Genomic DNA, 23513 nt, shown 5'->3' on the forward strand with positions numbered 1-23513 from the left:
ATAGCCAGTCACAAAGTGCATTGTTATAGTTTTGTGTGGGAGAGAAATGGGAGGCTTTATGGATATTGTTGTTGATACACATACGCATACTTATGCAAGTGGTCATGCTTATAGTACATTGCTTGAAAATGTCAGTGTTGCGAAAGCGAATGGATTAAAAATTTTATGCACGACCGATCATGCTGAACGGATGCCGGGAGCTCCTCATCCTTGGTTTTTTGCCAATCAGAGAGTGATTCCAAGGTTTTTAAATGAAATCGCAATTATGCGCGGTGTGGAAGCCAATATTTTAAATACTCAAGGCGAAATCGATCTACAGCCGCATGTGCTGGCACAGCTTGACTGGGTGATCGGCAGTTTTCATGAGCCGGTGTTTGCGCCTGCTGACAAAAAAACACATACCCAAGCGTTGCTGAGTGTGATCGAACGTGGCGAAGTGGACGCTTTGGGGCATTTGGGCAACCCCAGATATGATTTTGACTTTGATGCCGTGATTCAGTGTGCAGCAGAGCACCATGTTGCGATTGAGATTAATAACAGTACCTTGCTGGGTCATAGCCGCGTCGGTAGCGTTGAACGATGTTACGAGATAGGGCGTCTTGCTAAGTTGTACGGCGCACCGATTACCACCGGAAGTGATGCTCATTTTTGTCACGCGGTCGGTGAGTTGAGCCTCGCCCGGGAACTGATTGCAAAACTTGAGATCCCCACAGAGCAGGTCATTACACACAGTGTCCGCCAGTTTTTGCAGTTTCTGGCATTGCGCGGGCGTGAGGCGATTGCTGAGTTTAACAGGATGGAATAAACATCCGATGTAAGACAGTGAGAGGTCAGGCAGTCAGGGATAAGACATCAGACATTGTGGCATGACAACGGCTTTCGGGGCTTTGTTATCGGCCACTCATATTCTTTGCCAAAATAAGCGTTTATCTTAAGATAATGATGCGACACCCATCTGTCAGAAGTAAGATTTAGTCAAAAAATGAATATATGTAAGGAAGCAATGTTATGTTAAAAAAGATAACCGTATTACTACTAGTGATGTGTTTTTCTCCTGTTTGGGCGGCGAGTAACGCTGACGTTCATTCATCAATGCGCCAGATTAAAAAAGCCTTTGTAGATGCAGCTCAGTCCTCAAGTGTTGAAGAGATGAAAGGTGCAATGGGGCGACTTGATGAAATAGTGGCTCAACTCCAACAAGGGGAATATCAAGGCGACAGAGGCAAAATAATGCAGCAAGGTTTTCAAAAACTCTCGATTGCCGTTAAGCAGGTGGAATCTGAACTTGATCAAGGCAACTTACAAGGTGCGAAAGATAAGTTAAGAACCATTGATTCACTGCGGTCAGAATATCACAGTAAAGTGAGATAATATTTTCAGGTCATATATGAGTTTCGTTGCGAAAGACGACGCTGCCCTTGGCTACGAAACTTATACCCCACAAAGGGATCTACCCACCATCCATCTATCAATTTTCCGATAATTCCCCACACATGGTCAGTCCGAACAGGGTAAAGGATTAACGTTTATCATCTGGTTCCTGGATTTGATAAAGTGTCTTTTCCTGATTTTCACAAACGTCCTTACAGTTACAGGCACGCTCCACCCCAATAGAAGACAAACCGCCACAACTCCCTTGAATCGAGCGACGATGAAATAGTACACCGATCGCCATACCGAGTATTAAGATCATAAATACAACAAATGTCAGTAGGTAAGTCACGGTTGCCTCCTTTGGCGTTTGTTCAGAAATGAGTTTGGTACGAACAACGCTTCTTGATAAAAGTGTAGTTGATAAAAAGGTGCCGAAGCAACAACCGGACCCGATGAGAGACTCACGCCTGTATTATCGGGTGGTTGCAGATCATATCTATGGTTCGCCAAGTATGATGGTTCGCCAAGCATAAACTTTATTTTTGGCTTATGCTACAAATAAATGCGTTGCCGCACCTACCAATTTACCTCAATGGTTTGCCCGATTTCGCTGCTCTTGATCGCGAGCTCTATCAGACGAATCGTATTTAAGGCCTGTTTCGCTGTGACCGGAGGAGGTGTTCCCTGACGAATCGAGTCGGCTAACTGTATAAAGTAATGTTCATAGCCACCTTGTTCGTTCTGAATCAATTCAACATGCTCTTCTGTAGAGAGTTGCCCTCGGTTTCCCTCAAATTCCTGAATCTGCTGCTGCTTCTCAATAAGACCGCTCGTTTTGAGCAATGATTCTTGCGGATCAAGCCCCATCTTGATGTATTTTGCTTGGGTTCCCAGAATCTTATAGCGCAGATTGTCACCGGGGCTATATGGGTTGGCATGGAGTTGCACCAGAAAAGTTGGATAGTGCAGTAACAGGTTGAAGAAGTCCGTTGCACCACCGGCCTGACGCATTGAACGGCATTGCGCGGTAATCGCGTCCGGCTTCCCGAACAGTTCGAGAACCTGATCAATGAGATGAGGGGCGAGATCATAGAGAATACCGGAGCCCTCAACGTCTGCTGATTCACGCCAGCGGGCTCTGACCTCAGGACGATAACGATCAAAATGGGATTCAAACCATTTGATGTCGCCCAGTTTGCCGTCCGCGAGTAGTTTTTTCACGGTGAGAAAATCGTTATCCCAGCGGCGATTGTGATAAACACTTAGCGTGAGTTGCTTTTCTTGAGCGATGCGGATCAAGGTTTCTCCGTCAGGAACTTGAGTGACGAATGGTTTTTCGACGACTACATGTTTACCGTGTTCCAGCGCCATTTTTGCCAAAGAGAAGTGAACATCATTGGGAGCGGTAATGATCACCAGTTCGGCATCTGACCGCTCAATCAAACGGTCAGCACTTTCATAGCAGGTGACGGTCGGATATTGCGCTGTAATTACATCTTGCTGACGACTGCTAATGGCGCAAAACCGATACTGGGGTAAAGATTCAAGAAACGGGATATGAAACGTTTTGGCTGAATAACCGTAGCCTATCACGGCCGTTTTAATGGGTTGGGACATCATCTTCACCTATATATTATCGTTAGAGTTTAATACCTGCGGCAGTTCAATATCATGACGGAGTCAGTCATCTTGATCAATTAATGTCTGTTCAAGATCGTTGTATCGTGAGGACGGCCCGCCCGAGAATACGGACTTTATTGGTATCGATGATCACAGCTCCGTCCGGAAACACAATGCGTATCTGCTGTTCCGGTAATCGTTGCACGGTATGAAGCACTATTCTGCCGTCGATATCCATCAGATAACGGCCGGAAACAATATCCTGAATCTTTTGATCAATCAGATAGATAGTATCGGTGGTCTCGACCTCGATCGTTGAGGCGGCTTTCAATTGAAGTTCATGCATTCTTTGTGCGGCATAGGGTGATTCTCCGGTACCGACTAACGCCCCATGTTTGAGACTGAATCGCTGCAGAATAACGGTGGCGTGCTGATAAATCTGGCGAGTTTCTGACTGAGATTGGTAAAACTTAGCCTGATCCTGTATTTGCGGCATGAATTCATGACTTTCCCACAGCGAAGGATGTAAATCTTTGAGTGGATAATCTCTCGGTAAAGCGAGCTGTTTGACGGGAATCCCTAAGGCGAGATGTAGCCGGACAATCAGTTCATGAGATGTTCGATTATGCGCATTCCAAGTACTAAAAGTTGATTTTGGAATATTCAGTAAATTGGATAATTCTATATAATCTTTGCTCTGAGTCTGGTGTTTTAAATTGTTAGTAAATGCCGTTCCTTTAAGGTAAGAAAACGTCTTAATATTGTCATTTGACATCCTGAAGCCCTATTTTAGTATGGTTTTAGTATGAGATTGCCCGTGTAAGCTTTATCTGTTTTAAGGAGAGATTTAAGATTCTGACATCAGATTCAAACCGGTTATATCTCCCCTCCGGACAAGTGGAAAAATAATATCACTACCTGTACGAGAGAACAGCCAAATGGTCGTGTAGTCCGTCGCAAAAGACGTGATTGATTGGATGTTGGTGACCCGTTTGCTTCTGTAGTGCTTATTTTTGTCAGATCCGCTTGTCACGAAGGCGGTATAACTTATGGAGTAAATGAAGCATATGCTATTAGAAGATCAGGATTTTTTTGTTGAATCAGTTGAGTTTGTCCTTGATGCAGTTGCGCAAGATCAAGTCGGGAATAGTCGAGCTGATATCGGTATTTATTTGATTAGCCTATTAATCGCTGATCAGAAACTCAGGTCGGGAATCTGTGTAGAGTAGTGACTGGATGATATATATATCAATATAATATGTAAAAAAAGGGAGGGACATATAATATATTCAAGATAATAATATATCTTGTTTGCAGATGAATATATTCTATTGCATATGTTGTGTTAATGAATATATAAGATGACATGAGGTAATCCATATTTACTGATTACCTCATTTTAATAGGGGTAATATATGTTATGATTGAAATTCAATGGTAATGTATTATGCTTTTACGTCCTTATAAATTATATTTTTATTGCGCTGATCGACCTTTATCAGTATGTGTCATTAGCAAGTATTCATCACGAAACGGGAGATGAACATGAAAACAGTTGGCTACGCAGCATACAATCAGGGTGCAGCTTTGGAACCGTATGCATTTGAACGCCGGGAGCTGAGAGAGAATGACGTTGCAATCGAGATTCTCTACTGCGGTGTTTGCCATTCGGATCTGCATTCGGTTCGTAATGATTGGGGCGGCTCAACTTACCCACTTGTCCCGGGACACGAAATCATCGGACGAGTGACTGCCGTCGGGTCGGATGTATCGCGTTATAAGGTTGGCGACACTGTCGGTGTCGGCTGTATGGTCGATTCCTGTCAGCACTGTGATCAGTGTGAAGCCGGAGAAGAGCAGTTCTGCCGTGAAGGGATAACCGCAACCTATTGTGGCCAGGACCGTCACACGCACGAACCGACACAAGGCGGTTATTCACGTCACGTTGTCGTCCGTGAAGAATTCGTATTATCCATTCCGCAATCGTTGGATCTTTCCCGTGTGGCGCCACTGTTGTGTGCCGGTATCACCACTTACTCGCCACTCAAAGCCTGGGATGTAAAACCCGGAACCAGGGTTGCTGTGCTGGGGCTGGGTGGTCTTGGTCATATGGCCGTGAAACTTGCAATCGCAATGGGTGCTGTAGTGACAGTTGTCGGCCGTACCGATGCGAAGATTGAAGATGCGAAAGCATTAGGTGCGCAGCATTATTTAATTTCTTCAGATGAAGCGGCCATGGCGCAGGCGCAGTCTAGCTTTGATCTGATCATCGATACAATTCCGGTCAAGCATGATGTTACCGGCTATATCCCGTTGATGGATGTCAATGGCACGCTGGTGATCGTCGGTCAGGTCGGTCTGTTGGAAGAACTATCAACCGTTCCGATGATTTTCGGTCGTCGTCGAATTGCAGGTTCTCTGATCGGGGGAATCCCGGAAACACAAGAAATGCTCGATTTCTGTGGTGAACATAATATTTTGCCTGAGTGTGAAATGATTCGCATGGATGAAATCAATGAAGCGTACGAGCGGATGGAGCGTTCCGACGTCCGTTATCGTTTTGTGATTGATATGGCAACCATGCCTGAGAGCGCATAACCCGGTATGATTTGTCGTCATTCATCTCTGCATGGGTGATGATGAAAAAATGCACCTTCGGGTGCATTTTTTTGTGTTCATGATGCTGTGATGTCACTGATCGTGATGGAACTGAATCAGTGGGCCGATGAGCTGTGAACACTTGTATATGTGGGTAATTGCATCGCTGTATCTATCTCAGTATTCAGAATGAGCGAAACCGATTTTACTTCGATGGTTTGTCCCCAAAAGTCAGTGATCAGGAAGTCATAAGGGCCAACACCAAATCCATCATTTTTGACGAAGTAATTGTAGGGTTGACGCTCAAGCTGGGTGTAGTCATTGCCTGAACCGGAGACCCGGTATGACATAGCGGCAATCGGATACTTATGATCGCGAACCTGAATGGCTGTCCACCACTGACTGGAACCTTCCTTAAAATACAGTTTCATATTGCCGGCTTGTTCGTTTGCAATGTAATGCCAGACAATCGGAATGCGACCTGCCTCAAGCGGTGAAATTTCAGCAAAAGCATCTTGGTCCAGATCGACATCTCCCTTTTTACACTCAGGACATTGGTCGTCAATGCGTACCGTCACGGTCTGGTTGGTATTCATATTGGTCACTTCAATGACGGCACCACAGGCAGCAGAACCGTTATAGTCAACGGCATTCATTGCCGCGGTATAGATGCTGTCATCTGGTTTCGGGAAGCTACAATTACCGCCACCGCCGTAGCCATAGAAGGTGCCTTCACCCGTATGGGTAGAAGTATCTGCAAAACTGGATCCACAGAATAAAATACCCATTATAAACAATATATTAGACGTTTTTTTCATAAAAGCCTCGCTGTACGTTGAATAAACACAAGTGAACCTTTGTTACCAAGGATCAATTAGGCAGTTTAATGCATATTGAGATCATGAATGTGTCGTTGCGGTCAATTATTGTGAAAAAGGATGACGGTGACAGGCGCATCCACCATTATGGTATAAAACTGTAAAATCAGGTCAGATTTTCATAATCTTTTTCCTGTCAGGTCTCGTAATCTAAGAGCCTCAGACAAGTCTGTACTGAAATAATGTTGCACAAGGATTCCGTGTTGATGATTATTTTCCGTCCCGCTCAATTGAGTGATATTCAACAAATCGAACGTCTGGCCCATGAAAGCGGGCCGATGGTTTATACCTTACCTGCACAGCGTTCTCACCTGATCAAGAAAGTGGAACGATCGATGGATTCGTTTCGGCAAGCGGTATTGTCTCCGGGGGAAGAGAGTTATTTCTTCGTGCTGGAAGAAACCCTGACCGGACAAATTCTCGGCACCGGTGCGATCAACGCACTGGCCGGATATCAGGAGCCCTTCTATGCGCTGCGTAATGATATCTTGATTCATTCTTCCCGGGAGCTGAAGGTCCATAGCCGTATTCATGCGCTGACCATGACCCATGATCTGAGTGATCACTCTCAGCTTTGTTCTTTTTATGTGATTCCGGCGCTGAAAAATAGCCTCTATCCTGCTTTGATTACCTTAGGTCGGTTGCTGTTTATGTCGATCCATCCGGAACGTTTTACCACCGACTGGCTGGCAGTGATCCCGGGGGTGGCCGATAAAAATGGCCGCGCTCCGTTTTGGGAACATGTCGGCAGAAAGTTTTTCCGGATTGATTACAACCAAGTGGAATATTACAACGGCACCCGGGATAAAACCTTTATTGCCGAACTAATGCCGCATCATCCGCTGTATGTACCGTTGATTCATGAAGAGGCACAAGCGGTGATGGGGCAGGTTCATCCGGATGCCGAATTACAGTGTGGGTTATTGAGTGATCAGGGTTTTGAGCCGGATAAATACGTTGAAATTTTTGATGCAGGTCCGATTCTGACCGCAAACCGTAATACGCTCGATATCTGGCAACATCACAAATTGTGCCGCGTGAAAGTTGTCGAGAATCTTCCCCGGCATCAGAAATATTTGATTGGCGTCAGCCATGAGACGGACTTCCGTGCGGTGATGGGAGAAGGATGGCTGGAAGGTTCGACACTGCTGCTGATGCCTGAAACGTTACAGGTGTTGGCAATTAATCCTCACGATAAGATTGAGACCGGAAGACAGATCTGGTGTTTTCCTGTCAGTGACAAAACTTAAACTTGTCTATAGTGAACTAATCTATCTGTGGTTCTGAACGATTAGTGAACCTAAACCATTCAGGGATAATGAAAATGATGGTGATCCGTCCGGTTGCAAGGAGCGACCGCAAGGCAATAACAGAACTGGCGACGCAAACTGGCGTCGGTTTTACCTCGTTGCAAAACGACGAGAGTCAGTTAAATGATCGGATTGAACGGATGCGACGGACTTGGGAGCAACAAGCCCCGCTTTCGGAGCAAGGGTATCTGTTCGTGCTTGAAGACAGCGACAGCGGTAAAGTGGTGGGCATCAGCGGTATCGAAGCTGCTATCGGGCTCAATGAGCCTTGGTATAACTATCGGGTCGGTACATTGGTGCATGCGTCTAAAGCTCTGGATGTTTACACTCAGATGCCGACCCTGTTTCTCAGCAATGACCATACCGGTTATAGCGAGCTATGTACTTTATTTCTCGACCCAGAATACCGCCACGGTAAAAACGGTCATCTGTTGTCGAAAAGTCGGCTGTTGTTTATTGCGACATTTCAGAACCGTTTTGCTACGAAATTAATTGCCGAAATGCGCGGTGTTTCCGATCAACACGGGCACTCCCCGTTCTGGGAAAGCCTCGGTCGTCATTTCTTTGCAATTGATTTTGCTCATGCCGATTATCTTACCGGGGTCGGACAAAAATCATTCATTGCCGAACTGATGCCCAAACATCCGCTGTATGTGGATTTTCTCAGTGATGAAGCCAGAGCGGTGATTGCGCAAGTTCACCCCAGTACCATTCCGGCACGGAAAATTCTGGAAAGTGAAGGGATGCGCTACGAAGGATATGTCGATATTTTCGACGCCGGCCCGACACTGGAAGCCTACATTGATGATTTACGTGTGGTGCGTAAATCTCAAACTCGGGTGGTTCAGGTCTCAGAGACGGAGGATACAGGCCCGATTCACTGTTTGATTGGCAATGAAAGCTTCGCCGAATATCGCGCCATTATCGGCACACCAGAGATCACCGAATCTCACGTTTTACTGACCAGTACGCAAGCACAAGCGCTGCACGTTACCGAGGGTGACACGGTGCGTCTGGCCCCACTTTTTGCACAGGAGAATTTCTCATGAGTCAGCCAAGTCTTTATATCAATGGTGTCTGGACCGTCGGACACGGTGATGGGTTTGAAAAATGTAATCCGGCCACGAATGAGGTGATCTGGTCAGCCAATGCGGCGGCACCGGACGATGTTGAGCAGGCCGTTGCGGCCGCTCGTCAGGCATTTCCTGTCTGGTCTCAGACACCGTTGGCAGAGCGTCTCGCATTACTGGAACAGTTCGTCCAGCGATTAAGTGCGCGCAAAGAGGAACTGGCCGAGGTGATTGCCCAAGAAACGGGAAAAGTACGTTGGGAAGCGCTGACCGAAGTGCAGGGGATGATGAACAAAATTCAGGTGTCGATACAAGCTTACCAAGAGCGAACCGGGGAAAAAGTCACCGAGATTGCCGGCGGAAAGGCTGTGCTGCGCCACCGTCCGCATGGTGTTCTGGCCGTGTTCGGGCCCTATAACTTCCCCGGTCATTTACCGAACGGGCATATTGTCCCTGCACTGATTGCCGGCAACTGTGTGGTGTTTAAACCAAGTGAACTGACCCCATGGACTGCGCAACTGACACTGGAGATCTGGCACAGTGCCGGTTTACCCGCAGGGGTGATTAACCTCGTCCAAGGAGGTAAAGAAACGGGGATTACACTCTCTTCACATCCGCAAATCGATGGGCTGCTGTTCACCGGCAGCGCCAATACCGGTTATCATCTGCATCGTCAGATGGGCGGTCAGCCGGAGAAAATTCTGGCCCTTGAAATGGGGGGCAACAATCCGATGGTGATCGAGTCTTACGATCATATGGATGCTGCGATTAATTTGGTGATTCAGTCTGCGTTTATCTCTTCGGGGCAGCGTTGCACTTGTGCTCGACGGCTGTTAGTCAAACAGGGCACCGATGGCGATCGTCTGATTGAGCGGCTGGTGGCGGTTACGCGCCAGATTCGCGTTGATCGCTGGGATGCCGAGCCGGAACCGTTCATGGGGGCGGTGGTGTCGAACCAAGCCGCGGATGCCTTGCTGGAGACGCAACAGTATCTGTGTGATTTGGGGGCGAAACCGTTACTTGCCATGACCCGGCCCGACCCGAATACCGCGTTGGTCACGCCCGGGATACTCGATGTGTCAGAAGTTCGCGAATTGCCGGATGAAGAATATTTCGGGCCACTGCTCAGTGTGAGGCGTTATCAGACACTCGCAGAGGCCATCGATATCGCCAATCAGACCCGTTTTGGGTTATCTGCCGGAATTATTTCGGCCCAGCGCGCCGATTATGAGCAATTTGCCGCGACCATTCGCGCCGGTATTGTCAACTGGAATCGCCCGTTGACAGGGGCTGCGCCAACTGCACCGTTCGGTGGCATCGGTGCCTCGGGTAACCATCGTCCGAGTGCATTTTACAGTGCCGATTTCTGTGCATGGCCGATGGCTTCGGTCGAAGCCGAACAGCTCACCATGCCGGAATCGGTTTCTCCGGGGCTGGATTTTTCCGCCCCGGCGGATACGTCAGCGTAATCCGTTGTTGAAGGAGGATGAAAATGACGCAAGACAAGCAATCACCCATGTCTGCCGCTGAAGTCAATTTTGACGGTTTAGTCGGGTTGACGCACAACTATGCCGGACTGTCATTCGGGAATGTCGCTTCGACCAGCAACAAAAGTCAGGCTGCCAATCCGAAGCTGGCAGCACTGCAAGGGTTGCAGAAGATGAAAGCATTAACGGATATCGGATTCAAGCAGGGGATACTGCCCCCACAGGAACGCCCCTGTATTCGGACGTTACGTCGGTTGGGATTTTCCGGAACCGATGCTCAGGTGCTGACTCAAGCCGCGCAGCAAGCCCCGGAGATTCTGACCGCTGTAAGCTCCGCTTCTTCGATGTGGGTTGCCAATGCGGCTACGGTTTCTCCGTCGGCAGATACACAAGACCGACGGGTACATTTCACGGTAGCAAATTTGAATAATAAATTTCACCGGGCCATTGAAGAAGAGACCACCGGCAATGCGCTGCGCAGTATCTTTTCCGACCCCGATCATTTTGTCCATCATGCGGCACTGCCACAGCAAGCCGTGATGGGAGACGAAGGGGCGGCCAACCATAATCGTTTATGTCGGCATTATGGGGCTGCGGGTGTGGAAGTCTTCGTCTATGGTCGTCAAGTTTATGGCGGGCGAGTCGAACCGAAGCGCTATCCCGCACGTCAGACCCGCGAGGCCAGTCAAGCCATTGCCCGTCTCCATCAGTTGGATCCGGGCAAGACGGTTTTTGTCCAGCAGAATCCCGAAGTGATTGACCAAGGGGTATTCCATAACGATGTGATTGCCGTCAGTAACGGTCCGGTACTGTTTCATCATCAGGAGGCATTTCTCAATACCTCGGCTGCATTTGCGGAGATCCGCGATAAGCTCGCTGTGGTCGGGGGAGAATTTACCCCGATTGAAGTCCCGAGCGCACAGGTATCAGTTGCTGACGCAGTTAACACTTATCTATTTAATAGCCAGCTTTTAACCAAACCCGATGGTAAAATGCTGATTGTCGTCCCGCAGGAAGCCCGGGAACATGAAAGGGTGTGGCGCTATCTTTCCGAACTGATACAACGTGGCGGTCCGATTGATGAAGTGCAGATCTTCAATTTACGGGAAAGTATGCGTAATGGCGGCGGTCCGGCTTGTTTGCGTTTACGTGTTGTGTTGAATGACGCTGAAATTCAGGCTACCAATCCGCATGTTCTCATGAATGATGACGTTTACCGGACGCTTACGAACTGGGTCGAGACACATTATCGCGATCGCCTGTCGGAACATGATCTGGCTGATCCTCAGTTGTTGCTCGAAAACCAGACCGCGCTGGATGAGTTGACCCGGATTCTGCATTTAGGATCCATCTATCCGTTCCAGCGTTAATCGGTAGGAAAGGAGAAAAAGATGAAGGATTTTCTTCATACGATGTTACAAGGACCAATGTTACAGGGAGAACCACCGGCAGTGACATCCGGTGAGAATGATCATTTAACGTGGCAATGGTTGGCGGATGGTGTGTTGCTGCTGGAACCGAAAGTTGCAGCAACTGAAGTCAAACATGTCTTGATGTCGGCTGGTGTGCATGGCAATGAAACCGCACCGATTGAGATTTTGTCACGCCACGTCAACCGCTTGTTAAACGGGGAAATGCCCTTAGCGGTTCGCTTATTGGTGGTGCTCGGCAATCCCGATGCGATTCGGGCCGGAGTGCGTTATCAAACGGTGGATTTGAACCGATTATTTCACGGTTATCATCGAGATTACCCAGTGTGCTCGGAGACTCAGCGCGCGATTGAGCTGGAAAACATCGTCGAAACGTTTTTTGCCGATACCGGTACAGAACGATTTCATTTTGATCTGCACACGGCAATTCGCGAATCATTTCATCTCCGTTTCGGCGTATTACCGCAAAAGACACTGGCTTCTGATGATTTTCTTCATGGGTTGATCGGCATGGGGCTGGAAGCGTTGGTAATTAATCCGATCCCCGGTGGTACGTTCAGTTATTACACTCATGCCGCGTTGCAAGTGCAGAGTTGTACGCTTGAGTTAGGCAAGGCCCGCCCCTTCGGTGAAAATGATCTGAGCCAGTTTGCCGCAGCTGATAAGGCATTGGCATGTTTTATCTGTGGTGAAGCATTTTCTGCCGATATGTTGGCACCGATTAAGGTGTATCAGGTTGCGCGCGAACTGAAAAAACTATCGGATGATTTTCATTTTATTGATGTGAGTGATGATGCCAAAAACTTTACCAGTTTTGCACAGGGAACGTTGATTGCACAAGACGGGGACGTGATGTACCGGGTCGAGCGCGCCAACGAATGGCTGATTTTCCCCAATGCCGGGGTGAAGACCGGTCTGCGTGCCGGTTTGATGCTGGCAGAAGCCGATCTCGATGCGTTAATGTAAGCCGGGAGCGGCTATCGCCAATACAGATCCTGCGTGGTTATGGGGAGATTCTCATCTTGAGGTTCGACGCGGTTTCTTCCCTGCTGTTTGGCCTGGTACAGTCGTTTATCCGCGAGTCGGTAAAGTGTTTCTAGTGCTTCAGCATTCATCCGGGTCGCAATGCCAAAACTGGCCGTAATATGAATGTCTTGCTCCTCGTGACGGAATGGCGTTTCTGCAATCGTGGCCCGTAAATTTTCGGTATAGGCGAGCGCCTGTTCCGGATTGGTATCGGGGAGCAATATCACCATTTCCTCACCCCCCCAGCGCGCAACAATATCGTGCTCTCGCGTATGGCGTTTGAGCAGTCCGGCAATGTGTATCAGGGCGAGATCACCGATGTGATGTCCGTATGTATCATTAATTTGCTTAAAGTGATCGATATCCATCATGACGAAACTGAGTGGTTTTCTTGCACGGCTCGACTGCTGAATACACTGGTGGCCTGCCGCCATGAATGAGCGTCTGTTGAACAAGTCCGTTAGTGGATCATATGACGATAGGTATTCTGCTGTAATTCTTTGTTGTTCAAAATCTTTCAGGCGATAAGCCACGATAACGGCCAGAATGATGGCCTCAAAAACCACACCGAATACCGCTCCGTTGTAACTGTAATAGTTATAAGGAATGACCCCCCATACTGAAAGTGTGGTAATGAGCAGCCCTAACATACTGCATACGACTGCAATCAGAAAGTACCGTGTGTCTTTGGTTCTGTTCAGGTTTAAAGCACCCAGTAAGATCATAATCATGGTGGTCAGCGAGAGAAATTTAAACGCAAATTTGGTTGCCCAAAGATGCATGTTAAAGCTGCTCAGTAATACTATCGCCAAGATACCCAAGCCACTATAGATCAGTAGGGTCAGATTTAATTTGGGGGTGTGTTGATGGATACGCAGAAAGTTAGATACAAAGACTAATCCTGAGACGCCATGAAAAATCATCATGATCAGGGTGAGATTGTTTTCAATCAGCAGTGAATTGGGATACAACCAAGCGAAGCCATAACCATTGTAAGAAATATTAACGATGATAAAACAGCTGATATAGAGCGAGTAGAACAGTGCATCCAACTGTTTTATGGAAAAGTATAAAACGAGGTTCATCCCGACCAGAGCTAACAATACGCCATACAAGATACCGGACGTGAAATGGATTTGTGCATCGAGAGATCTGGATTGATAGGCATCGAGTAAAGCAATAGGGAGTGTCAATGGGTCGAGCGACTGACCACGGATGAAAATCTGGCTTTTTCCGGGTGGGAGTGCCATATCAAACACAAACCCAACACCGGGTAACAGATGTGAATCGGCAACCTGATAATCACCGGAATGCCATGCTTGAATTAACCCCCGGTCATTGACTAAATAAATTGCCAGATAATCGACCCATGCCTGCGCTGCATTGAGACGCTGATATTGTTCAACCTGCGTGTTATTTTGCACATCTAATTTAATCCACGTGGCACGTTCGTGGATGCCGAACGACATAAAGTCCTGAGGCGGGTGTTGTATGTCTCCGGTTTGAAAGCGTTGCTCGGCCTGCGCAAGTGATAAGGGGGTTGTGGTATCCTCATGAAAATACGCTACATCTGTCAGTAATGTCGGAATGCTATTGTGGTGAGCTGTTGCTGCCAAAGTGTTTTGACAATCAACAGCCAGCAAAAAAATAATCAATACAAAACGCATCATCATATGTGCTTATTCTATTTTATCTTTTGGACGAGAATTGAGGTGGCAACTTCACATCATCTGGAATAATTTTAATGGGATGACATGTCATACTAGCATTTTTAGATATGATGCCATGGTTTAAAACGGCATTCGCTTGATATGGGGAACGTTATTTTTAATTATCTCAATAGCGATACAATTTACATGATTTATCTTGCATGAGAGCATAACGATACGGTTTCAATAAGCCCTGCCTGCACATAATCGAGTCAGCCGCAGTTGATATCCGGTCGCTGTGAGAACATTACTGTCAACTCAGGCCCGTTTGATTGGCAGATGGATAGTAAATGTGCTGCCTTTTCCCGGTGTCGAATCGACCTCAATACGTCCTCCGTGTTTTTCGATAATGCCATAAGTGACTGAAAGCCCCAGCCCTGTGCCTTTACCGATTGGTTTGGTGGTGAAAAATGGGTCAAAAATATGGGAAATAGTTTTCTCATCGATGCCAATACCGTTGTCACAAATCGAGATGACAGCCTGATCCTGATCCACGGTTGTTTGGATGATAATGGTGCCCCATTCAGGAATGGCCTGAACTGCATTCACCAGCAGATTGAGGAACACCTGATTGAGCTGAGAGGGCAGACATTCAATCGGAGGCAGTGTGCCGTATTTGCGGATCACCTCTGCTTTGAATTTGATTTCATTCCAGACCACATTGAGCGTACTGTCAATGCAGCTATGAATATCGGTGGTTTGCCATTCACAATTGCCGGGACGTGAAAAATCACGCAAGTCCTGCACAATTCTCCGGACGCGTGCCACGCCATCGATGGACTCGTTCACCAATGTGACAATATCCGTACGCAGATAATCGATATCAATGTTGCGTTTGTAGGCATCGAGCCGGGCGATTGACTCAGGCGATAACTCTGCTTCGTACTGAGTATATTGATCATGCAGCGCCAATAATTGTTCGACATAGCTTTTGAGCATATCAAGGTTGGAATTGACAAAACCGATCGGATTATTCACTTCATGGGCAACGCCTGCGGCCAATTGACCAATCGACGCCAGCTTCTCTGATTGCAACAGTTGATTGTGGGCATCTTCCAGCTTTTTGATCAATTTACGCTGTCCTTCGCGTTCCTGAGTCAAGTCACGGTTGATACGCTCATTTTCACGCAATGCTGATTCGAGTTCAGCCGTGCGACGGCGGACTTGATTTTCCAGCATCACCGCATCCTGAAATAGACCGTAGTTGCCGGATAGTTTGTTTGCCTCACGCTCTGCCCGGTCCATCAGTGAGGTAATGACTTTATTGAGGCGGCGAATCTCCTGACGCAGAGATGCTTCATCTTTTGCTGGTTCAGTCATTGGCGTCTTCCTGGTTATCAGACGTCATCTCGTTACCGAACGCAATCCCTGTCAATGTTTGATTGATATGGACACCACCAAATTGTTCGCCATAGGTACTGAATCCCACCGCATTGTATTGGCGGAGCAATTCACTGACGGTGGCTTTGCTTCCGTCCCGGGTTGCTTCCAGATTACGTAATATACAATCACACACTAACATGCCCTGAATATGCTCCAAGTGTTCCTCTAGCTCTTTCAACGTGACGGTTAACTTATCGAGCATGTTTTCACCGTGAGCCACTCTTAGCACGACACCTTCATCGATTGCACAATAGAAGGTCAGGCTACCATCCGGGTTCGCATGTTGGATCGAGCGAACAAAATCGGTTCCATCAATCATCACCACGACCGGCCAAGCGGCAAAATGGGTAGAGGTCAGTTGTTCCGGGTCAACATTGACGAGACGGGCATATTCTTCAGCTGCCGGCAGTCCATTGATTTCTTTAACGATTCGATTCTTGGCGTCGACTTCGGTGACGACCATCCGCTCATGACCGGAGACGAAGTGCTGTGTCTTAAACAGGTGGAAGGTCAGGGAGGTATTGATCAGGACCAGAGCTGCACTATCGGTATGGAATTGCCCGTCGGCAAAGATCCAAGTTTGTTCAAATTTCAATTCGTCACCGGCAGAGCCGCCAAACATCCGGATACTACCGAGGCCGTCTTGTAAAGCATGGGTAACCGGCTCTTCTCGCACCGAGAGCCCATCGATCAGTAAGAAGCCAAAGTTTTGGTTTGTCTCGACATAAGAGGCGGAACTTTCCAACTGACGCAGGAGATCTTGTGCAAATGAGCGGCCATAAGAGATATCAAAAGATTGGAGTTGATCGAGATGGCCAACGACAGCAGTACAGCATGTCGTAGAAAAACTGATCCCCGTAAGACTGTGGTTCAGATAACCCGCAGGACCGATTTCACCGGCAGTGGTACACCCCACAACCAACACATCAGGGAAGTGCTGATTCATTGCCGTCGTCAGTTGCGGTAAATCATAGTTGCTGGAACAGAAGAAAATGACCAATGCCATCTGTGGCTGACAAATTTGTGTCCGAAGTTCTGAAACAGCGGTTGCTGCATCCGGCGCACAAGAATGACCTGTCAGGATCGGATTCGGTTTACCCATAATTGCCTCCGGAGATGACCGTTGTGTGCCTTACCAGCCGATGGGAGCGCAATGTTTCTGCCAACGTATCATTCAACTTGCGTCGCCCACCTCTGGTAGCACTGACTCTCATCCATATCAAAGAAGTCAGTCTAAGTATGGATGTCCTTTCATGTAAGCCATTGTTATAAGAATTGTCATTTGCATACCACGACAAGAGGAGGCAAGCGTGATATGTATGATGGTTTCGCTATAGGTATAGTTGGTCGTCAACAGAAAGATCAAAAGTGCCCTGTTGTATTTGTGATCATCATCTTTGCTTTGCGCAGCAAATCACGGTTTTTCCCTGTATGTTTACGTGAAATTGATATGAGCAATATGAATGTGAGGAAATGCTTTCTTTGGTGATGAGAGGGCAGTACACTTTGATTTGCTTATATGCTTACTGAGGAACAAAGTTTGCCCATGGATATCGTGAATCTGCTGTTTGATAATGTATTTACAGTGCCTGTAGCACTGCTTCTTTTTGTATTCTTTTTACTCAAGTCCTCTATTATTTTTGTACCTCAGAATCAGGCTTATCTGATCGAACGGTTTGGCAAATACCTGTCAACCAAAGAAGCCGGATTACATTTTCTGGTGCCTTTTATTGATCGAATTGCTGCTGACCGCTCATTAAAAGAGCAAGCTGTGGATGTCCCCCAACAAAGTGCGATTACCAAAGATAATATTTCCCTGCATGTGGATGGTGTGCTGTATTTTCGGGTGCTTGATCCATATAAAGCCACCTATGGTGTCGATGACTATATTTTTGCGGTGACTCAGCTATCCCAGACAACAATGCGTTCTGAGCTGGGTAAAATGGAGTTGGATAAAACTTTTGAAGAGCGTGATGCGCTGAACACCAATATTGTCTCTGCCATCAATGAAGCGGCCGGCCCTTGGGGAATTCAGGTGCTGCGTTATGAAATCAAAGATATTATTCCGCCTCAGTCTGTGATGGAAGCGATGGAAGCACAAATGAAAGCTGAGCGGGTCAAGCGAGCTCAGATTTTGGAATCAGAAGGGGATCGTCAGGCCGCGATTAACCGTGCTGAAGGTGAAAAACAGTCGATTGTTTTGTCAGCGGAAGCCGATAAAGCAGAGCAAATACTCCGCGCAGAAGGGGAAGCCAAAGCCATTATTGCGGTGGCAAATGCACAGGCAGAAGCCTTGCAAACTATCGGTGAATCGGCCAATACCGAAAGTGGTCAGAAAGCGATTCAGCTTGAACTTGCGACCAAAGCGATTGCTGCGAAGCAGGCCATTGCCAAAGAATCGTCCATGGTGATTCTGCCAGACAATGCGACAGACACCAGTTCTATCGTGGCACAGGCGACCTCGATTATCAGTCAGTTGAATAAGAGCCGATAATGGACTTTATCATAGCGCATTTGGTGCAGGTACTGGCGGTACTTGGATTGATCTTGTTGGCGGTTGAAGTGTTAGTGCTGGGCGCGAGTACGTTTGTGTTGTTATTGATGGGAATGGGATTATTACTGGCTTCACTGTCCATGTATCTCGAATGGATTCCTACCACATGGCAATGGGCACTAGTGGCGACGACCATCTATACACTGCTCTCGGGTGGAGTTTTGTGGCCGATTTTTAAACGAGCCCAGAAAAAGCCTGAACATACGAGCGTACACAGCGATCTGATTGGTCACAGTTTTGTGCTGCCGCAAGATACCACACCGGAAAATCCGACATCGTATCGTTTTTCTGGCATTGCGTGGCGTCTGATCACCCAAGAGCCATTAACCAAAGGCACTTTAGTGGAAGTGGTCCATTTGCAGGTCGGTGAATTATTCATCCGGGCAAAACAGTAACCAAAGACTCTTCTCATGAAAGCCCCTGTCCGGTCAGCAACTGCCGGATAGGGGCTTGTTGTAAGCCGAGCTTTTTGGCTTGAACCAGAAACAGTTCACCACAGGCGAGTGCGTCACTGGCTGCCGAATGAGCACAGTAATCGGGCAGGTGGTAGTAACGCCGTAAATCATTCAACTGGTAACTGCCGTGTTGTTTGCTTCTCCCCGCGTAACTGAAACGTTTTTCAATCTTGAGGGTATCGACAAAATAAGCGGGAAACGATTGAAGCTGGTAATGATGTCGGAGAAAGGTTGCAATAAAACTCTTTTCTATCTGACAATGATGTGCCAGTAATATTTTCCCCTGTGCCCGCTCCAGCAGCCGGTTCATCCCATCGACCAGAGAGATGCCTTGCGCCAAAGCGTGCGGTGTCAGTTCGTTGATTTGCGCCGTCTCCGGTTTAATGAACTTGCCATGATTGATCAATAGCTCTTCATGGCTGGCAATATCAATAGCTTCTAAGGTTAAATCCATCATTCCAATCGAGAGCACTTGATCATGTGCTGGCGTCAGGCCTGTTGTTTCGAAATCAAGCGCGAGAAATTGCAAAGCGCTGAGCGGTGTATCCGGGTGGGGAAAGGGGTGTGACAGATATGCCCGCAACGCAGCCGACCAGTATGGTTTGATTTGAATCCGTTGCCGCATCGTTTCCGCGTCGGATGGATGTATCCAGTGTTGCAGCCAGTCAGTCAGCATTATTGGTCTTCCTTTGTAATGTCTACCTTCCTTTGACGAATTTCAGCTTGGCGACATCCTGTAATTCGCTGATGATCTTAAACGCATCTTTCAAATGTTTGCGTTCAAAGCTGCTGAAATGATCAGGAATAATATGATTATTGGGTGTGTCTCCGGCCAGAATCGCATTCAGTTGATGGCGAAAGCGAACCTGAGTGATAAAACGGTAGGCACCAATAATGTTTTCACAACTGTCCTGAGACAGCACCCCGTGTTTTGCAGCGTAGCGGAAGCGCTCTTCCGTACCGGTCAGAGAGCCTCCGGCTGCAAGACTAAAAATTCGTGCCAGATCAATAATCAGATTCAACGCATACTTTTTAATATTCAGGGTATGGCTGTTTTGACCGCTCTTTTCGAGGACCAGATGATTGAAAATCCCGAGAGGGGGTTGCGTTTCAACGGCATCACGTACCAGTGCCGGGATAAATCCGGAACTTTGTTGAATACAATCATGCAAATGGTGCTGAATCTGATCGACCAGCTCTCGTTTGCCATAAATGGCGCGGACTTCAAGAAATACACTGATGCTCAGCAGCCGGTTATATTCCGGGCTGGATACCCATTTTTGGTAGTATTCTTTCCAACGGGAAACCGGTTGACACCATTTCGGGGATGCGGCCATGTAACGACCATCACATACTGGATAGCCACAGGCTGCCAGTGCATTGCAGACTCGCATCGCCAGATGGGTAAAATAGAGTTTATGTTCATCACTGGCGTGATCCGAGAGCACTAACGCACTATCTTGGTCGGAGAGCATATGGACTTCATTTCGGGCATGAGAGCCGGCCACTACCCATGCATATTCACAGGGTGGCGGCCCTATGACTTCTTCGCTGAGTTGAATAATGCGGCGCGTGAAAGCATCCATCATCATCGACATGATCTGCCCTTGAATTTCAGCACTGACCCCACCTTCGACCAGCGCCTGAAATATGGTTTCCCGCTCGCCTTTTAGGTTAGCCAATGCATTGACCGAACTTGCGTATTTGATTTTTTCGAGCAGAAACAGTGATTGCGTACGATGATTGTGAACCAGATGAGTGGTGGTGAGCAGTCCGGTGACTCGCTTCCCTGTCAAGACGGGTAAACAGCGGATGTTATATTGCATCATTAATGAGATAGCTTGGATCACTTTGGCGTCATGTTCGATCAAATGCGGATGTCGAGTCATGACCGTTGCAATCGGCTCATTAATATCACGTCCGGTCGCAACCACCGATTGTGTCATATCCCGATCTGTCACCAGACCGACAATTTCCTGATCCTGCATGATGACTGCACAAGAGCTGCGTTGCTTGTCATGTGCGATGTTGCCACACATCATGCGTGCAACATCGCGGATACTATCGTGATCGTTGACGATCGTAATATTCTCACTGGCGATTTCTCCGACAGTGCGAAAGAAAAGTCCGTTGGCTTCTTTTTTACACACGTCATTCACTGCTGAGGTGAGTCGGATGTTGGCCTGTGCGGCAAAATAGTCAGCGAAATCCGGGTAGGTTTCACAGACCAGCGTCAACTCCTGATGAGGGATCAGATACAGGAGCGAATCATCAATGGCTTGAGCCTGATAGCCATCTTCTGCATTGACCAGTGGTTTGAGAAAAGTAAAGCCAAATTGATCATCCTGACCGAGTCTGGCGCGCAGCTCACCGGTTTGGGTGCGTTGTTCAATGGCACCGGTTCTGATGATATAGAGATAGCGTTGTTCACACAGTGCACTAAAATCAATCGTTTCCCCTTTCACTAAGTATTTGACTTTGACGGTATTCGCAATGGAAGCAACCAAGTCTGGCGGCAACTTATCGAACGGGTCGATTCTGACCAGAAAATCATGGATGTTAGGCGTGATCGACGTACTCATAGATTCATTCTACTTTGATGCTGTTCGCGCTATTATAGCGTTGCATGGCAAGATGAATAGTATTTTTAAAATGGCTTTTCAAAAATTTGAATTTGTGCAACTATAGCGCTATTTACTGACAAGATTTTTATTTTTATCTATTTTATTCAAGATATTATTTTTATTGATTGGTCAATTATTAGATGAGTGTGGCTGTGAATGATACGTTCGCACAAGCGTTAGGCTTGGTTAGTTTTGTTTTAGGACTTTCGACGTTTTATCAGAAGAATGATCGGCGTTTGAAAGTGTTGATGCTGATTTTCAATCTAAATCACTGTATTCATTATCTGTTATTAGGGTCAACGGTTTCGGCACTCAGTATGATGTTGTCTGCCGCCCGGACAACGACCGCTATTTTTGTCTCTTCGGCCCGTGTCGCGGCGGTATTCATTGTCATCAGTCTCATCAGCGGTTTATGGATGGCAAATCATTGGTGGGATCTTTGGTCTGTCGTGGGCACGGTGATCGGAACTTATTCGGTGTTTTGTCTTTCTGGCATCAAAATGCGTATCGGTTTTCTGTTGGGCGGCATATGCTGGCTCACAAACAATATTATTGTGGGGTCGATTGGCGGCATGATGCTGGAAACCTCGCTATTAAGTATGAACTTGTTAACGATGTATCGCATCCACCGACAATCGGTCAATCTGTTGATGAAAACACCTGAATGTTAAGTATATGATGCGACTGACGGACGACTCCGACTCACTTTGAGACCCCCCTTCCAAATATTTTTCGTCATTTGAATGCCCGGACTACTTGTCCGGTCTGACCACCATTATATCTATGAAATTTCCATTCATTCTGGATCATAAATCGGTAATATCGATTGAATTCAAAATAAAAAGTAGGGGAATATCCTCATGATATTACGCATCTGTCAGAAAAAAACGACATCAGTTGTGAGTCGGTATCGCGTTTGGCGACAGTCGCTTGGGCTATGGATTTTAATCAGCGGATTAACCGCTTGTTATGATGATGCCGGTCCGGTGAAAGTTGAGTCGAAACCGCTTCGTCCGGTTAAAACCATGGTGGTCTCATCGGTAAAAACAACACCGATTGTGACACAAGTAGGGGATATTGAAGCCTATCAGCAAACGGTACTTGGATTTCGTATTGCCGGACGAATTTTGGATCGTCGGTATGATGTCGGCGACCCTGTGCAACAGGGGGAGGTTTTAGCAACTTTGGATCCCAGTAATGCCAACAATGCGCTCAAGCAAGCCAAAGCTGAACTGGATAATGCGAAATCTGCCGCAACACTTGCTCAGCGAACACTGGCCCGGATGAAAAAACTATTACCCAATGGGGCGATCTCGCATTCTCGTTATGATGAAGCGAAATCCGACTGGCAAGCAGCGGCCTCCCAGCTTGACCGTGCTCAGGCAGCCGTCAAAGATGCGCAAGATAATTTACAGTTTACCCACCTGATTGCGCCACAAGATGGGGTTATCAGTGAGACCAGTGCCAACCCCGGACAAGTTGTCAGTGCGGGGCAGCAAGTCTTCAAACTGGCATACAATGGTCAGTTGGACGCTGTGTTTGAAGTACCGGAGCAGGTATTACAGACTCGGATTGAAGATCCGCAAATCATGGTTTCTCTTTTATCCAATCCTGAGATTAAAGTGCGTGCTAAATTACGTGATGTAACACCACAGGCTGATCCGTATACCCGGACATACCGTGTTCGGGTCACACTGATTGATCCGCCAGATTTGATGGGACTGGGTGCCATTGTCAAAGGACAGTTACAACTACCAACCATTGATCAGGTTATCGTGCCGAAAGCAGCGTTGACGCGCCAAGGAGAGCAGCCGGCAGTTTATGTGGTGGATCAGCAGACCCGCGAGCTGCGATTGAAGTTGATTAAGGTAACTCGCTACAGCGATGATGCACTTTATGTGTCCTCTGGGCTTGATGAAGGTGATCGGGTTGTCATTGCCGGTGTCAATCAATTGCGCCCCGGGTTGAAAGTTCGTCTGATACAGGGAGAGTAAT

Annotated in this window: 22 protein-coding genes; 13 read left to right on the forward strand and 9 right to left on the reverse strand. The window is 47.3% G+C overall.

Features of this window, described 5'->3' with window-relative positions:
- Positions 1-58 precede the first annotated feature (58 nt).
- A complete protein-coding gene (locus AC55NX_RS15895; protein ID WP_496996613.1) occupies positions 59-805 on the forward strand; it encodes a phosphatase in 747 nt (248 codons plus the stop codon).
- A gap of 203 nt (positions 806-1008) precedes the next feature.
- On the forward strand, positions 1009-1371 hold the full coding sequence (locus AC55NX_RS15900) for a cytochrome b562 (RefSeq protein ID WP_496996614.1): 363 nt from the start codon (positions 1009-1011) through the stop codon (positions 1369-1371).
- Between the two features lie 148 nt (positions 1372-1519).
- Here the strand turns inward: AC55NX_RS15900 and nqrM are convergent, their stop codons facing one another.
- Entirely contained in the window at positions 1520-1723 is a 204-nt protein-coding gene (nqrM, locus tag AC55NX_RS15905) for a (Na+)-NQR maturation NqrM (RefSeq protein ID WP_496996615.1), read from the reverse strand.
- Between the two features lie 28 nt (positions 1724-1751).
- On the opposite strand from nqrM, the gene AC55NX_RS15910 reads away from it, so the two are divergent.
- On the forward strand, positions 1752-1907 hold the full coding sequence (locus AC55NX_RS15910; protein ID WP_496996616.1) for a hypothetical protein: 156 nt from the start codon (positions 1752-1754) through the stop codon (positions 1905-1907).
- A 43-nt stretch (positions 1908-1950) separates the two neighbouring features.
- Here the strand turns inward: AC55NX_RS15910 and AC55NX_RS15915 are convergent, their stop codons facing one another.
- A complete protein-coding gene (locus AC55NX_RS15915) occupies positions 1951-2994 on the reverse strand; it encodes an oxidoreductase (protein WP_496996617.1) in 1044 nt (347 codons plus the stop codon).
- An 88-nt stretch (positions 2995-3082) separates the two neighbouring features.
- Positions 3083-3769, reverse strand: a complete 687-nt coding sequence (locus AC55NX_RS15920; protein WP_496996618.1) for a helix-turn-helix domain-containing protein — start codon at positions 3767-3769, stop codon at positions 3083-3085.
- 770 nt (positions 3770-4539) lie between these two features.
- Here AC55NX_RS15920 and AC55NX_RS15925 point away from each other — a divergent pair.
- Positions 4540-5592 (forward strand): NAD(P)-dependent alcohol dehydrogenase, encoded by a 1053-nt coding sequence (locus tag AC55NX_RS15925; RefSeq protein WP_496996619.1) that lies wholly within the window; start codon positions 4540-4542, stop codon positions 5590-5592.
- A gap of 116 nt (positions 5593-5708) precedes the next feature.
- On the opposite strand, the gene AC55NX_RS15930 is transcribed toward AC55NX_RS15925, so the two are convergent.
- The gene (locus tag AC55NX_RS15930; protein ID WP_496996620.1) at positions 5709-6410 is read right to left on the reverse strand and encodes an expansin EXLX1 family cellulose-binding protein; all 702 of its coding nucleotides are present in this window, start codon (positions 6408-6410) and stop codon (positions 5709-5711) included.
- Positions 6411-6676: 266 nt separating this feature from the next.
- Between AC55NX_RS15930 and AC55NX_RS15935 the strand changes: the two genes are divergently transcribed.
- The 5 genes from AC55NX_RS15935 to astE all read left to right on the forward strand — a co-directional run bounded on the left by AC55NX_RS15935 (position 6677) and on the right by astE (position 12733).
- The gene (locus AC55NX_RS15935) at positions 6677-7720 is read left to right on the forward strand and encodes an arginine N-succinyltransferase (RefSeq protein WP_496996621.1); all 1044 of its coding nucleotides are present in this window, start codon (positions 6677-6679) and stop codon (positions 7718-7720) included.
- 74 nt (positions 7721-7794) lie between these two features.
- Positions 7795-8829 (forward strand): arginine N-succinyltransferase, encoded by a 1035-nt coding sequence (astA, locus tag AC55NX_RS15940; RefSeq protein WP_496996622.1) that lies wholly within the window; start codon positions 7795-7797, stop codon positions 8827-8829.
- Positions 8826-10319 carry a succinylglutamate-semialdehyde dehydrogenase gene (astD, locus tag AC55NX_RS15945; protein WP_496996623.1) on the forward strand — a complete coding sequence of 498 codons (1494 nt, stop codon included), beginning with the start codon at positions 8826-8828 and terminating at the stop codon, positions 10317-10319. The genes astA and astD overlap by 4 nt, the downstream gene beginning before the upstream one ends.
- Positions 10320-10366: 47 nt before the next feature.
- Positions 10367-11707 carry an N-succinylarginine dihydrolase gene (gene astB / locus AC55NX_RS15950; RefSeq protein ID WP_496996646.1) on the forward strand — a complete coding sequence of 447 codons (1341 nt, stop codon included), beginning with the start codon at positions 10367-10369 and terminating at the stop codon, positions 11705-11707.
- A gap of 21 nt (positions 11708-11728) precedes the next feature.
- A complete protein-coding gene (astE, locus tag AC55NX_RS15955) occupies positions 11729-12733 on the forward strand; it encodes a succinylglutamate desuccinylase (protein ID WP_496996624.1) in 1005 nt (334 codons plus the stop codon).
- 11 nt (positions 12734-12744) lie between these two features.
- Here astE and AC55NX_RS15960 read toward each other — a convergent pair whose 3' ends face one another.
- The 3 genes from AC55NX_RS15960 to nosP all read right to left on the reverse strand — a co-directional run bounded on the left by AC55NX_RS15960 (position 12745) and on the right by nosP (position 16987).
- Complete coding sequence (locus AC55NX_RS15960; protein WP_496996625.1) at positions 12745-14466, reverse strand: sensor domain-containing diguanylate cyclase; 1722 nt, start codon at positions 14464-14466, stop codon at positions 12745-12747.
- A 294-nt stretch (positions 14467-14760) separates the two neighbouring features.
- On the reverse strand, positions 14761-15822 hold the full coding sequence (locus tag AC55NX_RS15965) for an ATP-binding protein (protein WP_496996626.1): 1062 nt from the start codon (positions 15820-15822) through the stop codon (positions 14761-14763).
- Positions 15815-16987: a nitric oxide-sensing protein NosP gene (nosP, locus tag AC55NX_RS15970; protein ID WP_496996627.1), complete on the reverse strand. Its 1173-nt coding sequence runs from the start codon at positions 16985-16987 to the stop codon at positions 15815-15817. The genes AC55NX_RS15965 and nosP overlap by 8 nt, the downstream gene beginning before the upstream one ends.
- A 444-nt stretch (positions 16988-17431) precedes the next feature.
- On the opposite strand from nosP, the gene AC55NX_RS15975 reads away from it, so the two are divergent.
- Positions 17432-18379, forward strand: coding sequence for an SPFH domain-containing protein (locus tag AC55NX_RS15975; RefSeq protein ID WP_496996628.1), 948 nt, complete (start codon positions 17432-17434; stop codon positions 18377-18379).
- Positions 18379-18834 (forward strand): NfeD family protein, encoded by a 456-nt coding sequence (locus AC55NX_RS15980; protein ID WP_496996629.1) that lies wholly within the window; start codon positions 18379-18381, stop codon positions 18832-18834. Before AC55NX_RS15975 ends, AC55NX_RS15980 begins: the two co-directional genes overlap by 1 nt.
- Before the next feature lie 13 nt (positions 18835-18847).
- Here the strand turns inward: AC55NX_RS15980 and AC55NX_RS15985 are convergent, their stop codons facing one another.
- On the reverse strand, positions 18848-19570 hold the full coding sequence (locus tag AC55NX_RS15985) for an exonuclease domain-containing protein (RefSeq protein WP_496996630.1): 723 nt from the start codon (positions 19568-19570) through the stop codon (positions 18848-18850).
- Between the two features lie 22 nt (positions 19571-19592).
- Positions 19593-21476 (reverse strand): DUF294 nucleotidyltransferase-like domain-containing protein, encoded by a 1884-nt coding sequence (locus tag AC55NX_RS15990; protein ID WP_496996631.1) that lies wholly within the window; start codon positions 21474-21476, stop codon positions 19593-19595.
- 182 nt (positions 21477-21658) lie between these two features.
- Between AC55NX_RS15990 and AC55NX_RS15995 the strand changes: the two genes are divergently transcribed.
- Both AC55NX_RS15995 and AC55NX_RS16000 read left to right on the forward strand, forming a co-directional pair.
- The gene (locus AC55NX_RS15995) at positions 21659-22189 is read left to right on the forward strand and encodes a YgjV family protein (RefSeq protein ID WP_496996632.1); all 531 of its coding nucleotides are present in this window, start codon (positions 21659-21661) and stop codon (positions 22187-22189) included.
- Between the two features lie 189 nt (positions 22190-22378).
- Entirely contained in the window at positions 22379-23512 is a 1134-nt protein-coding gene (locus AC55NX_RS16000; protein WP_496996633.1) for an efflux RND transporter periplasmic adaptor subunit, read from the forward strand.
- The last annotated feature ends 1 nt before the right edge of the window (position 23513 follow it).

The organism is Vibrio rubrogenes, from assembly GCF_059641415.1.

Bases quoted from the DNA above. Each gene is read 5' to 3' on its own strand.
- AC55NX_RS15895 (WP_496996613.1), top strand. From the start codon at position 59: ATGGATATTGTTGTTGATACACATACGCATACTTATGCAAGTGGTCAT.
- AC55NX_RS15900 (WP_496996614.1), top strand. From the start codon at position 1,009: ATGTTAAAAAAGATAACCGTATTACTACTAGTGATGTGTTTTTCTCCT.
- AC55NX_RS15910 (WP_496996616.1), top strand. From the start codon at position 1,752: ATGAGTTTGGTACGAACAACGCTTCTTGATAAAAGTGTAGTTGATAAA.
- AC55NX_RS15915 (WP_496996617.1), bottom strand. From the start codon at position 2,994: ATGATGTCCCAACCCATTAAAACGGCCGTGATAGGCTACGGTTATTCA.
- AC55NX_RS15920 (WP_496996618.1), bottom strand. From the start codon at position 3,769: ATGTCAAATGACAATATTAAGACGTTTTCTTACCTTAAAGGAACGGCA.
- AC55NX_RS15925 (WP_496996619.1), top strand. From the start codon at position 4,540: ATGAAAACAGTTGGCTACGCAGCATACAATCAGGGTGCAGCTTTGGAA.
- AC55NX_RS15930 (WP_496996620.1), bottom strand. From the start codon at position 6,410: ATGAAAAAAACGTCTAATATATTGTTTATAATGGGTATTTTATTCTGT.
- AC55NX_RS15935 (WP_496996621.1), top strand. From the start codon at position 6,677: ATGATTATTTTCCGTCCCGCTCAATTGAGTGATATTCAACAAATCGAA.
- astA (WP_496996622.1), top strand. From the start codon at position 7,795: ATGATGGTGATCCGTCCGGTTGCAAGGAGCGACCGCAAGGCAATAACA.
- astD (WP_496996623.1), top strand. From the start codon at position 8,826: ATGAGTCAGCCAAGTCTTTATATCAATGGTGTCTGGACCGTCGGACAC.
- astB (WP_496996646.1), top strand. From the start codon at position 10,367: ATGTCTGCCGCTGAAGTCAATTTTGACGGTTTAGTCGGGTTGACGCAC.
- astE (WP_496996624.1), top strand. From the start codon at position 11,729: ATGAAGGATTTTCTTCATACGATGTTACAAGGACCAATGTTACAGGGA.
- AC55NX_RS15960 (WP_496996625.1), bottom strand. From the start codon at position 14,466: ATGATGATGCGTTTTGTATTGATTATTTTTTTGCTGGCTGTTGATTGT.
- AC55NX_RS15965 (WP_496996626.1), bottom strand. From the start codon at position 15,822: ATGACTGAACCAGCAAAAGATGAAGCATCTCTGCGTCAGGAGATTCGC.
- nosP (WP_496996627.1), bottom strand. From the start codon at position 16,987: ATGGGTAAACCGAATCCGATCCTGACAGGTCATTCTTGTGCGCCGGAT.
- AC55NX_RS15975 (WP_496996628.1), top strand. From the start codon at position 17,432: ATGGATATCGTGAATCTGCTGTTTGATAATGTATTTACAGTGCCTGTA.
- AC55NX_RS15980 (WP_496996629.1), top strand. From the start codon at position 18,379: ATGGACTTTATCATAGCGCATTTGGTGCAGGTACTGGCGGTACTTGGA.
- AC55NX_RS15985 (WP_496996630.1), bottom strand. From the start codon at position 19,570: ATGCTGACTGACTGGCTGCAACACTGGATACATCCATCCGACGCGGAA.
- AC55NX_RS15990 (WP_496996631.1), bottom strand. From the start codon at position 21,476: ATGAGTACGTCGATCACGCCTAACATCCATGATTTTCTGGTCAGAATC.
- AC55NX_RS15995 (WP_496996632.1), top strand. From the start codon at position 21,659: ATGAGTGTGGCTGTGAATGATACGTTCGCACAAGCGTTAGGCTTGGTT.
- AC55NX_RS16000 (WP_496996633.1), top strand. From the start codon at position 22,379: ATGATATTACGCATCTGTCAGAAAAAAACGACATCAGTTGTGAGTCGG.